This is a genomic window from Novosphingobium sp. P6W (genome assembly GCF_000876675.2).
Lineage (GTDB): Bacteria > Pseudomonadota > Alphaproteobacteria > Sphingomonadales > Sphingomonadaceae > Novosphingobium.
Genome location: NZ_CP030353.1, coordinates 1,078,929 through 1,092,779, shown reverse-complemented (window position 1 = coordinate 1,092,779; position 13,851 = coordinate 1,078,929). Strand labels below are relative to the sequence as shown.

Genomic DNA, 13,851 nt, shown 5'->3' with positions numbered 1-13,851 from the left:
CGAGCGTGGCAGCTTCGGGCGGGACGGGGGCGAGGTTGATGGCGGGACGCTGGGCGATCGCGGCGATGATCGCCGTCGCCATCGCCATCAGCTACCTCGACCGCCAGACCCTGCCCTGGGCGATCAAGTATATCGAGGCCGATATCCCGATCGGCAACCAGACCAAGGCCTTTCTCGATAGCGCGTTCCTCGCCACGTATGGGCTGATGTACCTCGGCGGCGGCTGGCTGCTCGACCGTGTGGGCACCCGCGCCGGGTTCCTGGCAATCATGGTGTTCTGGTCGCTCGCCTGCGCAAGCCACGGTTTCGCAGGAGGGATCGCCGCGCTGGTCGTCAGCCGCCTGCTGCTCGGCATGGGCGAGGGCGGGGGCTTCCCCGCCGCCACCCGCGCCGTCGCCGAGTGGTTCCCGCCCGAGCGACGGGCCGCCGCCATGGGCCTCGTCAATGCCGGCACGGCGGTCGGCGCAGTGATCGCGCCGCCGCTGATCGCGGGCGTCCTCGCTTATGGCAACTGGTTCGGTCTCGCGAGCTGGCGCTGGGTGTTCTTCCTCACCGGCGGGCTGGGCCTTGCCTGGGCGCTCTGGTGGTTCCTGACTTATCGCACGCCGCCTGAAACTGCCGAGGAAGCCGTCGCGACCGGCCCCGCGCCGACCATCGCCGCGCTGCTATCTCGCCGCGAGGTGCGCGGCGTCGTCGGCGCCAAGTTCCTCAGCGATGGAGCCTGGTACTTCTATCTCTTCTGGCTTCCCAAGTACCTGTTCGAAGCCCACGGCTTCGACCTCAAGCAGGCGGCCACGATCGGCTGGATCCCCTATGCCGCCTCAGGCGTCGGCAGCCTGTGCGGCGGGTGGCTGTCGAGCCGGCTGCTGTCCTCCGGCCGCTCGGTCAACGCCGCGCGCAAGATCGCGCTGGGCCTCAGCGCCGCCTGCATGCCGTGGGTGATGCTGGCGCCGACGACCGCCTCGGTCGCCGCCGTGATCATGATCTTCAGCCTCGCCTTCTTCGGGCAGCAGAGCTGGTCGACGCTGGTAATGACGCTGCCGACAGATCTCGTCCCGCGCAGCGCGCTGGGGCGCCTCGCTGGCCTCGTCGGCCTTGGCGGCGCCTTCGGCGGCATCGTCATGGGCCAGGCCGCCGGCTGGGCGCTCGACGCCGATGCCGGCTACACCCCGGTGCTGACCGTGGCCGCCACGCTCCACCTGATCGCTTTCGCGCTGATCTGCCTCACCATTCCCCGCATCCAACAACTCGATTTCACAGGAAGGGCCCTGCCTTGAAGATCACCGAAGTCCGCACCCGCGTCGTCCAGTGGCAGGGCGACACCGTGGCGCTCCCGCCGCATTTCTGCACCAACCCCATGGACCTCGTCTCGCCGATGCTGTCGCCCGAGACGATGGGAACGTTCACGTTCCATGGCTGGCTGATCGTCGAGGTCTTCACCGACCAGGGCCTCGTCGGCATCGGCAATGCCGCGCTCGCGCCACTCGTCACCAAGCAGCTGATCGACCAGTATCTCGCCCCGCTGCTGATCGGGCAGGACCCATGGGACAGCGAGTTTCTGTGGCAGCACATGTACCGCAAGACAATGGCGTTCGGACGCAAGGGCGTGGCGCTGGTCGCCATCTCGGCGCTCGACATCGCGATCTGGGACCTGATGGGCAAAGCCGCGAAGCAGCCGGTGTTCCGCCTGCTGGGCGGGCGCACCAAGGCGAAGATCCCGGTCTACGCCAGCCGTCTCTACTCGATCCCGCTCGACGAACTGGCGGCCGAGGCCACCCGCTACAAGACGGAAGGCTACCAGGCTATGAAGCTGCGCTTCGGCTGGGGGCCCATTGATGGGGCCGCAGGTATGGCGCGCAACGTCGAACTGATCCGCACCGTGCGCGAGGCCGTGGGCGACGAGGTCGACATCATGGCCGACGCCTATATGGGCTGGAGCCTGGACTACGCCAAGCGCATGATGCGGCTGATCGAGCCATTCAACCTGCGCTGGCTGGAAGAAGCGATCATCCCCGACGACATCAACGGCTATCACGAACTGCGCCGCTTCGGCACGACCCCCATCGCGGCGGGAGAGCACGAGTTCTCGAGCTACGGCTTCCGCCAGATGATCGAGGCCAAGGCGCTGGACTACTTCCAGTTCGACACCAACCGCGTCGGCGGGATCACCGCCGCGCGCAAGATCCAGGCGCTGGCCGAAGCCTACTCTATCCCCGTCGTTCCCCATGCAGGTCAGATGCACAACTACCACGTCGTCATGGCCAGCCTGAACTCGCCCATTGCGGAATACTTTCCGATGGTGGACGTGGAAGTCGGCAACGAGCTGTTCTGGTACATCTTCAAGGGCGAGCCGCAGGCGGTTGACGGCTACATCGACCTTGACGACAACCTCCCGGGGCTCGGCCTCGAAATCGACGAGGACGCCCTCTCGCGCTTCAAGGTGATCGGATGACGACGATGAAGGTAGCCGTACTCGGCCTCGGGATCATGGGTTCGGGCATGGCGAAGCAACTGCTGGCGGCAGGCTTCGAGGTCGCGGTCTGGAACCGCAGCGCCGACAAAGCCGGACCGCTGGCCGACGCCGGTGCGCGCGTCGGATCGACGCCGGGCGGCGCGGCGAAGGGCGCGGACGTGGTCGTCGCTATGCTGGCTGACGACGCCGTGTCCCACGCTGTCTGGACAGGCGAGGACGGCGCATTCGCGGCCATGGGCGAGGGCGCCATCGCCATCGATTCCAGCACGCTCACCGGAGGCTGGGTCGCCGAACTGGCAGCGCTGGCAGAGGCGCGGGGCATCCGCTTCCTCGAGGCCCCGGTGACCGGCAGCCGCGACCAGGCCGCGCAGGGCGCTCTCCGCTTCCTCGTGGGCGGAGACGACGAGGTCCTCGCCGCTGCCCGTTCCGTGTTCGAAGCGATGGGCAGCGCGGTGGTGCATCTCGGCCCGGTCGGCAGCGGCGCCACGGTCAAGCTCGCCAACAACTTCCTGTGCGGCGTGCAGGCCGCCAGCCTCGCCGAGGCGGTAGCGCTGTTCGAGAAGCAGGGGCTCGACGTGGAGCAGGCCATGTCCATCCTCACCGACGGCGCACCGGCCAGCCCGCTGCTCAAGGCCGTGTCGCGCCGCATGCTCGACCGTGCCTACGACCCGCATTTCCTGGTGCCGCTGATGGGCAAGGACCTCGGCTATGCCGGGCAGGCGCTCGCCGAGGTCGGCATAGCGTCGGCCATAGCGGCGGCGGCACGGCAGCGGTTCTTGGAAGCGGAAGATGCAGGCTATGGTAATAAAGACATCGCGTCGATCGTAGAGCCACTTCGCAGCGTTTAGCAATCGCCGCTCAGCTAGGCTGTCTCTTGGATCACCCATCTGGCCTCCTTTTTTGCCGTCAATTATCCGTGAATGGAGGCCCAGTTTCAGGACACGCGTGCCCAGGCGGAGGGCGACTGGACGCCGGCCTGGGCTGCAGCGACGGTGGGTACATGCTCCTAAGTTCGTAAAACATAGTCCGCGCCGTTCTGGCCGGAAAATCTGCCGAAAACGGCGCGGGCGCGTTGATTGAGCTTCACGTTTGGAACTACCAAGGCTGTTCAGTGAATTCGCTGAACCCCTCGTGAGTGAATGTGGAGGGGAGGTGCGAACGCATTAATTGCGGACCATTCGCAACGCCCTTACGGCGTCGCGGAGACCATGTCCAACAACGTGTGCTCCCTGACGCGCCTGCTGCGGAACTAACGCCCTCTCCTGATGCGCCTCGTTCAGCGTAGTGTGGAAAATGCGTCCACGGCCGAGGATGTGACGCAGAGCATGTGGTTGCGCATTCAGCGGATCGACGACTACCCGCCTATCGTGAACTGGCTGATAACTGTCGGAATGCATAGGTCGCTTCGACGGGGCCGTGCGCTTGATACCTGGCAGGAAACCGCCCATGCCAGAAGTATAAGTTACGCCTCCGGTCAGGTCCCGGCGTCCCTTGTAGTCTTAGGGAGCGAATGCGGCTCCGCTAATTTTCGGGACAATGTGCAGGTAGCCGACCCCAGTACGCGCGCGTTTCGCCGCCTTCATGGCTGCCTGCAACTTCGCTGACCGGCCCAAGACACTCAGGGGCCTTCCTTCCTTCGAACACATCGCAACATTCTGGACCCAAGCGCTATAAAGATTGATAATCAATCCGATCCACCAAATGACGAGACTGCCCCCTAGTCATGATTGAGAAGAAATAGTCGATTTCGTTACTAGACCGGCCACCACAATTTGTGAACGTCCGCTTCGGCTTAAACCCGCTGTGTTGATTGCCGCTGAGAAGTGACCCGGGGAGGCCAGTAATTTTCACTGAGAAGTGGCTCTGACTCACATTTGCTGATCGAAGGCGCTATATTGCGCCCACCACTCGTGCCTGAAGCAGATCGAGTTTCGCGCGTCCGTGCATCTGTCGTTTGATCAATTTGAGGCGCGTGATCTGCCCCTCTGTCTGTCCATTCGACCATGGGGAGACGATCGCATTGCGGACTGCAGCGAGGTCCTTCTCAACACCGTTGACGAACGAGTTGACGAGACCTCCCTTGGACATCGCGATCCAGCCATCAAGTCTGACCGCTGACTTCGATGGGATCATGGATTGAAAGTCGCCGATCGCTTTTCGCTCCGCGACCAATTCAGGAACGTTGTTTTCGATTACGGCGACGAGGATCGCTTCGGATTTGGCTAGGCCATCCTGGACTGAGGTCATGAGGCGCGCCAAAACCCGCGCCGAGGGCGTACGCATAATGCCGCTCTGATTGGCCTTTTCCGCGAGGCGGCGGCGTTGTGCCCACTGCGAGACAATGCCCCTTTGACCAACAAGCCTTCCGTACGCATCTCCCGCCAGAGAGCCAGTGCGTTACGGGCTCCGGCCTCCCATCTCTCGTTCAGCCAAGGCAACCAGCTGTCCAAAGTGCTCGGGCGGGTCCGGAAGACATCTAGCCGCTGGCCACGCAAAACGTCGCGAACCAGCTTCCGGCTGTGACCAGTCTGCCGGACAACTTGCCGGATTGAAGTGCCGCTCTTGGCCAGGTGCTAGATTGCTTCGTTGGTTTCCTGCCGCCGGACGTAGCCTTCGTACTGCAGCTTCTCGGCATAGGTCAGAAGTTCGGGATCGATGACGTTGTGGCCGACGGCGTGTCTGATCTGCCTCATGGATTTACTGACTGCATCCAGGAATGCTCGGCTCGAATTTTCCATGAGATGCCAACGATCGGCAACCTGGTCGGCATCAGGCAGTCCTCTTGTGATCGCTTCACCATAACCGCCGCCCCGGTCTCGGGCGACGATCGTTATGGACGGACGTTTGGCAAGCCAGGCCCGCGACGTCTCCAATGCTCGATCCGGCAACAAGATGACCGGCTTTCGGCGCTCCAGATCGCAAACAATCGTGCCGTATGTCTGGCCGCGCCGGAATGCGAAGTCATCAATGCCGATGACATGGAGTTCTTCATGCCTATCAACCGCACGTCGCCGTACTACCCGCAGAAGTGTGTCCTTGCTCACCGGCATCATGAGACGGCTGGCAAATGCGGCTCCGGGCCTTCCACCGAGCGCGAAACCAAGGTGGCGGACTATCGTCTCAAGGCGCTGAGTACGACGGCTATATCGAACCAGGACACCGGCATCGAACTGCTCGCAGAAAATACGGCGCCTGCAAATGACCGCGTCGCACCAAAAACGACGCGCAGAAATCTGAAGTATGACGCGCCGCCCCGTTAGCGGAAGATCGAGCGGTCGACGGACATATCGGCTTTGAATCCGCTGACTTGGTCGCCCGCAATTTGGGCAAACACCCGAAACGCACCGGGAGCGAAGCAGAATCTGGATATCCTCTCCAACACTTCGCACCGAGACGACCACAAATCCATCGGGTGCAAGGCTGGCGCGTTGAAATCGACCATGCATAGCAGATCCTTCCCATGAAGCGGTGAAAGGATACCATCAACAGCAGCAAATGTGAGTCAGAGCCACTTCTCATTGGAAATTACTGGCCCCCCCGGGTCACTTCTCAGCGGCAATAAACACCCTACCTTTCTCCAGCTTCAGCGGCTAAGTTATCGTAAAAGCGGGCTCATGAGAGCCAGATCGTTGCGTATGGTCGTTGCCGCAACGCCCCCTTCGCCCATGGCGTGGCTAATCTGGTCCAGCCCGAGGACCACATCGCCGGCGGCATATAGACCGGATACAGTGGTTCGCTGATGCGCATCCACCATCAAACACCCTTCGTCCGAGACACTTGCGCCGACATCCTGGGCGAGATGAGAGTTGATGGTCGAGCCAAGCGCTGGATAGAGGGTATCGAACGCGAGCCCACCATCGGAAGTTTCAACAACAACGCCTACTTCTGTTACCTTCAGGCTATGGATCGCCGTAATCAGCGTGATCCCGGCGTCCGCGAGGCTCCGTCGCTGTTGTGCGGTCCAATCCGAGTGCGGATCGCGGGCGATCAGCGTCACGTCCCGGCTGAAGCTGCGCAAAAACATCGCCTCGGCGATCGCCCGTTCGCCCGAGCCAAAGACAGCGATGCGCTGATCCGTTACCTCGTATCCATCGCATACAGGGCAGTATCTTAAAAACCCGCGCACGACTGCAAGGTCGTGCGTTTCTTGATCGATCATCATCGGACGGCGATTGATAACCCCCGTCGCCAGCAAAACTGATCGGGCGCGTAGAACGGCTCCATCGACGATCGCTTTGAAATCCTTGCCCGCACGTTCCAACGTGTCCACCCGGCCGCTGTGCGTACTGGCGCCATAGCGCAAAGCCTGCCGGCGCATGCGCGCCAGCAGGTCCTCGCCGGATATTCCTTCGGGAAAGCCAGCATGATTACGCGATAAAGGGATCTGCGCCGCCCGGCTTTGTCCATCATCAACTACCGTGACCGATAAGTGATATCTGGCGAGGTAAATTGACGCGGTAAGCCCGGCAGGACCACTGCCAATCACCAGACAGTCGATCACCCCGGGCGGGCTGGATGGCTCGCCGCCGGACGGCGTAGACGTTATTGTCCCAGCTCGGCCATGAGCTGGGTCTTGCGCTCGGCAAGCTGCAGCCCGAGCTCCTTGAGGTCGAGATCGCTGTCGCGGCTTTCCGGGAACATCTCCTTCTCTTCTTCCTCGACATGGTGATCGATGTACTCCCCAAGCACCGTCACCTTCGCGTCGAACAAGCGGTCGCCTGCTTTCATCGCCTGTATTTCCGCGATCAGCTGTTTGGCGGAGGCATGCTCGACCTCGGCTTCATCCAGAAGATCATCGTCGTCGATCGCCGCGCGGGCGGCGGGGTAGAAGATCTCCTCCTCGATCTGGGCGTGGACGGTCAGGGCAATGCAGATCTTATCGGCCAGCGCTTGCTTTTCCGCGTCGTCCTCGAGCGACTCATACTGCTTGAAATAGGCTTTCACTTCCTTGTGATCGTCCTTGAGCAGTTTGATCGCGTCAGCAGGCTTGGCAGCTGCACGGGCCGATTTACGCGCGGTCTTTGAGGCCGGGCGAGACTTGCTGGTACCTGAAGATTTGGTGGATTTTGGGGCAGTTTTCGACGTGGGCTTCGTCGCACTCTTGGTAGCAGCCATGGTTGCTCTCCTATTGAAGCTCCCCGTAATCGGGGTGACATTCGCCAGCTTCAACGCCTGAGGGCAAGCAAAGACCCACCATCAGAAGCAAATTCATTTATAGGCTTGGACAATTTTTTGAAAGCACGTTGGGGCCGTCTCAGCCTTGCCTGGAAAGCGACCTGCATTCCACGGGCGGCTGCGAAAAAATGGAGCGGGTATTTGGTGAGGGGTGATCGCCGCATCGAACTAAGTTGGCTCAGAACTCCTTGGTCAGGGCCAAAAGATCACAGTTGCTACGATACCTGACGGAGAAGAAGACGGTAGAGTAGACGTGTCGTCTCGGGTTCTTCAGCCTGCCAGTTTCGTCCAACAAGGGCGGCTAGGGGGGCGCTAAGCCACCATCTGAAAATACAGCGAACAGTGTGCGGAACGCTGCCAGGTTGATCTGGGTTAATACGTTTACTCCAGCCTTGCGCAACTTCTCCAGAATCTGACCATTAAGATCCTCACGCGGGTGTCTTGCCACGCCGCAAAGGAGATGATGGGTGCCTGCCGTAATGACAATCCGTCCGGGAGCCGGGAAAGGGGCGCTGGGCGATGATCCGCACTTGATCGAGGTCGGGATTGGCACGCCCCTGGCTAAGAAACGGGCCTTGAAACCTAAAGATCCGGTTACAATGCCGTCTGATCTCCTCGAACAGGCAACGCGCGCCGCTGGAATGTTCCAGCGCTCGGCGCTCGGATATCTTGATCATTCTGACTGTCGGGCGCGCCTTGAGGTTGATGCTATGTCGATCGTTGAAATTATGGCCGCAATGGGATTCATTTCGAAGACCGGCCAACTGACAAAGCGCGGGAACTCTGACGATGCAGAGTGATCCCCTCGGTGACGAGTTCCGCGCAAAAATCCAGGAGCCAGGGTTTCCATGTGTGGGAGCGAAGGCGGCTTTGGCTAAAAGATCGTTGAAGGTCGTTCCAGCCCGCGATCTAACCAGTGCCTGGAATGATGTGGTAATCCACCGCGAACTGCTGGCGTGGAGCAAAACGTATCAGATGGAGCCTGGCGGCCTGCGAAGCCTCGCCATTGTTTTCGAAGGGCCGCTTGACCTCAGTGAACAGGATTTCGAAGCAGCGATGTGGGAGCGCATCCAGTCGTTCGCCGACAAGGATGCTTGGCTTGGTCAACCGTATGACGGTTCTGTTAGTCCGGATCCAGAAGACCCTCATTTCTCGCTCAGCTTTAGCGGCAGCGCTTTCTTCGTCGTGGGGTTGCACCCGAACGCGTCACGGCCGGCGCGCCGCTTCGCACGGCCCACACTTGTCTTCAATCTTCACGAGCAGTTCGAGCGCCTCCGGGAAGAAGGAAAGTATGAACGTATGAGGGAACGCATACTCGAGCGGGACGTAGCAATCGCGGGCTCCGTCAATCCGATGCTTGCCAGGCACGGTGAAGCAAGCGAAGCGCGGCAATACAGCGGACGACTGGTGGGGGCTGAGTGGGGTTGCCCGTACAGAGATCCTCGCGAATGAACGACCGAATGGTGATTGCGCCCCGAAGCGGCGCTGCTTTCGTCGTGCAGGCAGGCGCTGTTCTGACAGTGTTCGACCCCATGGGACGCCAAGTTTCCGATCTTTTAGCGTTCGCTGCGCAAGATGTCCGAGAGGTTATATCCAATGGCCGCACGTTCGATTATGAGGAGACTATAAAATTAACTACCGGAAACCGGCTCTGGTCCAATCGGTCACGCGTGTTACTAAGCATTTTGGAGGATACGGTAGGATGCCACGACTTCCTCCTCACGCCGTGCAGCGAAGCCACGTTCCGCCATTTTTATCCGGAGCATCCGGTCCACCGGGGTTGCTTTGGCAATCTTGCCGAAGCTCTGGCTCCGTTCGGGGTTGAACCCGACGCTATTCCCACCGCATTCAACCTTTTCATGAATGTACCGGTGAATGGTAAGACAGGTCGTCTGGAGGTTTTGCCCCCATCCAGCAAGGCCGGCGATTTCATCAAACTGCGTGCGGAAGAGGACTGCATCATAGGCCGCCTGTTCAGCCTACGCCTCGAACGGTGGAAGCTTCAAGCCAATCGAGTACTTGGTAGAGCCGCGCTGAACTGAGCAATAGTCTCGGGCTACTGATCTTCATTCTGCGAGCGCTGTAGACGATCTCATAACGGCAGTTTTCGCGGCCACGCGGAGCGCTAGCATACCGCACGCAAAGTATGCGGCTTTCACAGCGCCCGTTCCAATGAGCGAATCCCGATTAGAAAAATGGATATCGGGAACGCGCGGCGTCCCCGGAGCTTTGTTCGATGAGGCCAAAGAGGCCCAACAGGTCAACATTCCCAATATAAAGGAAGTAGTCATGTCCAATAGCGATGCGGAAACCCCGCGCGGTCCCCTTGGGGATGCGCGCCCCGACTCTTTCGATCCCCACAAACAGAACGAAAGCTGTCAGAAGCCCCAGAAACTGGAAGACCGACCGTCTGAAGGCACTGTCACGCCCGAAGACTATCCCGAGGACCAGCGCGCCAAGGGCGCCTAACGCGCTAACGTCGCATAGTAGAAGCACAGGGCGACGTTGATCGCAATGGACATCAAAATCGATCAATCACACTTCGTCGAGGCCGGCACCTTTGGCGATTTTTCGCGCGCCGTGCAGACATGACCACCGCTGCATTTCCGCGCGTAGAGGCGGCCGGAAAGGCGAGGACTGAGACCCGACTCACGCAACCATGTGGCAGGCGGTGCCTATGCCGCGATTCCTCGAACCTGTGCTCCGCGCACATGGACCAAGCGCACGCACTTGGCCTAGGCCGCGTGAACCTCGCCTTCTTTGCCGCGCGTATCGCCGAAATAACCGCAGCAAACGTGCGATTGTTGCTCTACGTCCGCCTGGCGCGCATCGAGAAAGACCTACGCTAAATGCTTTGGAAGACGAAATTTTCGACCGTTTCGGGTGGGCGCCGGTCGATGTAGGAAAGCTGTTAGTCACGCCCGCTTCCTTTTGACCGCGCGAACATACGCATCACGGAGATCGATGCTGGGCCTGCGGCGATCGCTCTCACGTCGCGCCTCAATCGCCCGATCGCCGTCGCCGACACCGCCCTGGCCGAAAAGAAGGCAGGTTGGATCGTTGCCGACGCCCTGTCGACTCAGGGCGCTCGTATCGCTTGCATTGAACGCCTGCTCGACGATCTGGGACGCGGAAGGGCCGTTCAGCGCAGCCGTGTCTACGGCGGGATTATCTTTCAGCTTTCCTGGGTCTTTATGCGCGCGAGGATCGTTTCATTTCTGAAAGCGGCTAGGTCAGACCGGACCGGCGGCCCATCCGACAACATGGAGAGCAGGCATGGCAACCTCGAATGACGACGCGCCGCCCACCACTTCGAAATCCGGGGCCACACGGGATGCCGCGACGCAGGCGCTCGGGCACATGCGCGGCGACACCCTGATCGGGCGCACCGTCACGATCAACCGCCCTCGCGCCGAACTCTACGCCTGCTGGCGCGACTTCACCCGGCTGCCCACGTTCATGGACAACGTCGAGCGGGTGGACATCCTTTCGCCCACGCGTTCGCACTGGGTCGTCAAGGCACCAGGCGGCAAGCTGGTCGAATGGGATGCGGACCTGACCGATGACCGGGACGGCGAGCTGATCGCTTGGGCCTCGGCGGAAGGGGCGGATGTTCCCAACAGCGGCCGGATCGAATTTCGCGATGCAGGCGATCGCGGTACGATCGTCACCGCCACGATCGTTTACGACCCGCCCGCAGGCGTGGTCGGCAAGCTCATCGCCAAGATGTTCCAGCGCGAGCCCGCAATTCAGGCGCGCCGAGACTTGCGGCGTTTCAAGCAACTCATGGAAACCGGCGAAGTCGCCACCTCGTCGCGCACCCGCGCGCAGCTTCAAGAGGAGATCGCCTGATGCGCGCACTGACCTGGCACGGCAAGCATGACGTCCGCGTCGATACCGTCGACGATCCCGAGATCCTCAACCCGCGCGATGCGATCATCAAGATCACCTCCACCGCGATCTGCGGATCGGACCTTCACCTTTACGATGGGTATATCCCGACGATGAAGGCCGGCGACATTCTCGGCCATGAATTCATGGGCGAAGTGGTCGAGACGGGGCCGGGTTCGACGCTGCTGAAGGGCCAGCGCGTGGTCGTTCCCTTCACCATCGCCTGCGGCAGTTGCTATCATTGCGGCAAGCACCAGTATTCGGCGTGCGACAACGGCAACCCGGCCGACAACCAGGACATCGGCATGGAGCTTTACGGCCAGCCGATGTCTGGCCTCTTCGGGTACAGCCACCTGACCGGCGGCTATGCAGGCGGCCAGGCCGAATACGTGCGCGTGCCCTTCTCCGATGTCGGCCCCATCGTCGTGCCCGATGGGCTGGACGACGATGAGGTGCTGTTCCTGTCGGACATCCTGCCGACCGGCTGGCAGGCCGCCGAAAACGCCGACATCGAGCCCGGCGACACCGTCGCCGTCTGGGGCTGCGGTCCGGTCGGGCTTTTCGCGGTGCAATCGGCCTTCCTGATGGGCGCAGCGCGGGTAATCGCCATCGACCACTTTCCGCGCCGGCTGGAACTGGCGCGCAAGTTCGGAGCGGAGACGATCAACTTCGAGGAATCGAAGACCTACGAGGCACTGATGGAAATGACCGGCGGGATCGGCCCGGACGCGGTGATCGACGCAGTGGGGCTGGAGGCGCACGGCTTCTTCGTCGACAACGTAGTCGACCAGATCAAGGCCTCGACGTTCCTTGGCACCGATCGCATCCACTCGATCCGCCAGGCGATCGTTGCCTGCCGCAAAGGCGGGCGCGTCTCAATGCCCGCGGTCTATGGCGGCATCGTCGACAAGTTCCCGCTCGGTGCGTTCATGGAAAAAGGGCTTACGCTCAAGACCGGCCAGACCAGCGTCCAGCACTACATGCCGGGTCTGCTCAGCGCAATCGTCGATGGCAAGATCGATACCACCTTCCTGATCTCGCACCGCATGAGCCTGGAGGACGCCCCCAAGGGCTACAAGATGTTCCACGACAACCAGAACGAAGTGACCAAGGTCGTGCTCAAGCCCGGCTTCACCGACACCGCCGTAGCGGCCGAATAGGAGCAGACAGATGGCTGATAAATTTGCGATTGTTACCGGCGCCTCCACCGGCATCGGCTTCGAACTGGCGAGCATCGCGGCTGAAAACGGCTACGACCTGCTGGTCGTGGCCGACGAAGAGCTGGTCGAGGCAGCCGCACGGGACTTCCGCCTCCATGGGGTGTCGGTGGACGCCGTTCAGGCGGACCTGTCGACGATCGAGGGCGTCGACGCCGTTCTGGCCGCTGCCGCCGGCCGCCGCATCGATCTTCTTTGTGCCAATGCTGGCCGGGGTCTGGGACATGGTTTCCTCGACCAGGATGTGGCTGACTGGAGACGGGTGGTGGACACCAACATCACCGGCACGCTCTATCTGCTGCAGCGCGTGCTCAAGAGCATGGTGGCGCGCGATGACGGCAAGGTGCTTATAACCGGCTCGATCGCGGGTTTTATCCCCGGCAGCTTCCAGGCCGTCTATAACGGCACCAAGGCTTTCGTGGACAGCTTCGCCGACGCGCTGCGCAATGAGATCAAGGACGCGAAGGGTGTCTCCGTCACGACGCTGATGCCGGGTCCGGTGGAGACCGAATTCTTCGACCGCGCCGACATGCTCGACACCAGCGTCGGCGCTTCCCGGAGCAAAAGCGATCCCGCCGACGTCGCCCGTGACGGGTGGAAGGCATTGATGAACGGCGATGCGCACATCGTCTCGGGCTGGAAGAACAAGATCCAGGCAGCGGCGGCGCACGTCATGCCCGCCGCGGTCCTGGCCGAACAGCATCGCAAGATGGCCGAGCCCGGTTCGGCCGGGAGCAACGACGCCGATCACCGATAGGCAACACATTCGCAGCCAAAGGAGAGAACCATGACTGCCACCATAGAGCGCACGTTCAATACCCGCCGAGACGCCGAGCTTGCGGTGGAACGACTGGTACAGGAACACGGCTTCGAGAGGACCGACGTGTTCGTATCATCGGCTGGCGATGAAAACAGTGCAGGCGAAAAGCGCAGCGGCGGAGACACCGCCACTCATCTGGAAGCCGAACGAGGCGACGCACCGCTGTCCGATCCGATCTCGGTCTCGGTAGACGTAAACGACGACGCCCGCGCCGCCATCGTCACTCAGGTGTTCGACGAAATGGGCGGCAAATAGCCGGTATGCCCCACGAAGCC

At 61.4% G+C, this 13,851-nt stretch carries 12 protein-coding genes and 2 pseudogenes; 11 read left to right on the top strand and 3 right to left on the bottom strand.

Annotation, left to right across the window (positions count from 1 at the left end; genetic code table 11):
* Nucleotides 1-38 precede the first annotated feature (38 nt).
* Genes TQ38_RS21090 through TQ38_RS21080 form a run of 3 tightly spaced genes read left to right on the top strand, consistent with a single transcriptional unit; the run spans nucleotide 39 to nucleotide 3,321 of the window.
* Complete coding sequence (locus TQ38_RS21090; protein WP_043977882.1) at nucleotides 39-1,277, top strand: MFS transporter; 1,239 nt, start codon at nucleotides 39-41, stop codon at nucleotides 1,275-1,277.
* On the top strand, nucleotides 1,274-2,452 hold the full coding sequence (locus TQ38_RS21085; protein WP_043977884.1) for an L-rhamnonate dehydratase: 1,179 nt from the start codon (nucleotides 1,274-1,276) through the stop codon (nucleotides 2,450-2,452). Before TQ38_RS21090 ends, TQ38_RS21085 begins: the two co-directional genes overlap by 4 nt.
* Nucleotides 2,449-3,321, top strand: a complete 873-nt coding sequence (locus TQ38_RS21080; protein ID WP_082057833.1) for an NAD(P)-dependent oxidoreductase — start codon at nucleotides 2,449-2,451, stop codon at nucleotides 3,319-3,321. The genes TQ38_RS21085 and TQ38_RS21080 overlap by 4 nt, the downstream gene beginning before the upstream one ends.
* Nucleotides 3,322-4,363: 1,042 nt before the next feature.
* Here TQ38_RS21080 and TQ38_RS21070 read toward each other — a convergent pair.
* From TQ38_RS21070 to TQ38_RS21060, 3 genes and pseudogenes are all read right to left on the bottom strand, one after another.
* Nucleotides 4,364-5,919: pseudogene (locus TQ38_RS21070) on the bottom strand (ISL3 family transposase).
* A 149-nt stretch (nucleotides 5,920-6,068) separates the two neighbouring features.
* Nucleotides 6,069-6,974 carry an NAD(P)/FAD-dependent oxidoreductase gene (locus TQ38_RS21065; protein ID WP_205316181.1) on the bottom strand — a complete coding sequence of 302 codons (906 nt, stop codon included), beginning with the start codon at nucleotides 6,972-6,974 and terminating at the stop codon, nucleotides 6,069-6,071.
* Between the two features lie 41 nt (nucleotides 6,975-7,015).
* Complete coding sequence (locus tag TQ38_RS21060; protein ID WP_082057834.1) at nucleotides 7,016-7,588, bottom strand: hemerythrin domain-containing protein; 573 nt, start codon at nucleotides 7,586-7,588, stop codon at nucleotides 7,016-7,018.
* Between the two features lie 539 nt (nucleotides 7,589-8,127).
* Here TQ38_RS21060 and TQ38_RS21055 point away from each other — a divergent pair.
* The 8 genes and pseudogenes from TQ38_RS21055 to TQ38_RS21020 all read left to right on the top strand — a co-directional run bounded on the left by TQ38_RS21055 (nucleotide 8,128) and on the right by TQ38_RS21020 (nucleotide 13,831).
* The gene (locus TQ38_RS21055) at nucleotides 8,128-8,448 is read left to right on the top strand and encodes a hypothetical protein (protein WP_043977892.1); all 321 of its coding nucleotides are present in this window, start codon (nucleotides 8,128-8,130) and stop codon (nucleotides 8,446-8,448) included.
* Nucleotides 8,438-9,100, top strand: coding sequence for a guanitoxin biosynthesis heme-dependent pre-guanitoxin N-hydroxylase GntA (gene gntA, locus TQ38_RS21050; protein ID WP_043977894.1), 663 nt, complete (start codon nucleotides 8,438-8,440; stop codon nucleotides 9,098-9,100). The genes TQ38_RS21055 and gntA overlap by 11 nt, the downstream gene beginning before the upstream one ends.
* Nucleotides 9,097-9,685 (top strand): annotated as a pseudogene (locus TQ38_RS21045) (DUF1989 domain-containing protein). Before gntA ends, TQ38_RS21045 begins: the two are co-directional and overlap by 4 nt.
* Before the next feature lie 252 nt (nucleotides 9,686-9,937).
* Complete coding sequence (locus tag TQ38_RS21040) at nucleotides 9,938-10,117, top strand: hypothetical protein (RefSeq protein ID WP_082057839.1); 180 nt, start codon at nucleotides 9,938-9,940, stop codon at nucleotides 10,115-10,117.
* A gap of 807 nt (nucleotides 10,118-10,924) precedes the next feature.
* On the top strand, nucleotides 10,925-11,500 hold the full coding sequence (locus tag TQ38_RS21035) for an SRPBCC family protein (RefSeq protein WP_043977898.1): 576 nt from the start codon (nucleotides 10,925-10,927) through the stop codon (nucleotides 11,498-11,500).
* Nucleotides 11,500-12,699, top strand: a complete 1,200-nt coding sequence (locus TQ38_RS21030) for a zinc-dependent alcohol dehydrogenase (RefSeq protein WP_043977900.1) — start codon at nucleotides 11,500-11,502, stop codon at nucleotides 12,697-12,699. Before TQ38_RS21035 ends, TQ38_RS21030 begins: the two co-directional genes overlap by 1 nt.
* Nucleotides 12,700-12,709: 10 nt before the next feature.
* Complete coding sequence (locus TQ38_RS21025) at nucleotides 12,710-13,513, top strand: SDR family oxidoreductase (protein ID WP_043977902.1); 804 nt, start codon at nucleotides 12,710-12,712, stop codon at nucleotides 13,511-13,513.
* A gap of 30 nt (nucleotides 13,514-13,543) precedes the next feature.
* Nucleotides 13,544-13,831, top strand: a complete 288-nt coding sequence (locus tag TQ38_RS21020) for a hypothetical protein (RefSeq protein ID WP_043977905.1) — start codon at nucleotides 13,544-13,546, stop codon at nucleotides 13,829-13,831.
* Nucleotides 13,832-13,851: the final 20 nt, after the last annotated feature.

Coding starts and splice junctions, on each gene's coding strand:
- TQ38_RS21080 (WP_082057833.1), top strand. CDS start 2,449: ATGACGACGATGAAGGTAGCCGTACTCGGCCTCGGGATCATGGGTTCG.
- gntA (WP_043977894.1), top strand. CDS start 8,438: ATGCAGAGTGATCCCCTCGGTGACGAGTTCCGCGCAAAAATCCAGGAG.
- TQ38_RS21025 (WP_043977902.1), top strand. CDS start 12,710: ATGGCTGATAAATTTGCGATTGTTACCGGCGCCTCCACCGGCATCGGC.
- TQ38_RS21090 (WP_043977882.1), top strand. CDS start 39: ATGGCGGGACGCTGGGCGATCGCGGCGATGATCGCCGTCGCCATCGCC.
- TQ38_RS21060 (WP_082057834.1), bottom strand. CDS start 7,588: ATGGCTGCTACCAAGAGTGCGACGAAGCCCACGTCGAAAACTGCCCCA.
- TQ38_RS21030 (WP_043977900.1), top strand. CDS start 11,500: ATGCGCGCACTGACCTGGCACGGCAAGCATGACGTCCGCGTCGATACC.
- TQ38_RS21040 (WP_082057839.1), top strand. CDS start 9,938: ATGTCCAATAGCGATGCGGAAACCCCGCGCGGTCCCCTTGGGGATGCG.
- TQ38_RS21020 (WP_043977905.1), top strand. CDS start 13,544: ATGACTGCCACCATAGAGCGCACGTTCAATACCCGCCGAGACGCCGAG.
- TQ38_RS21035 (WP_043977898.1), top strand. CDS start 10,925: ATGGCAACCTCGAATGACGACGCGCCGCCCACCACTTCGAAATCCGGG.
- TQ38_RS21055 (WP_043977892.1), top strand. CDS start 8,128: ATGACAATCCGTCCGGGAGCCGGGAAAGGGGCGCTGGGCGATGATCCG.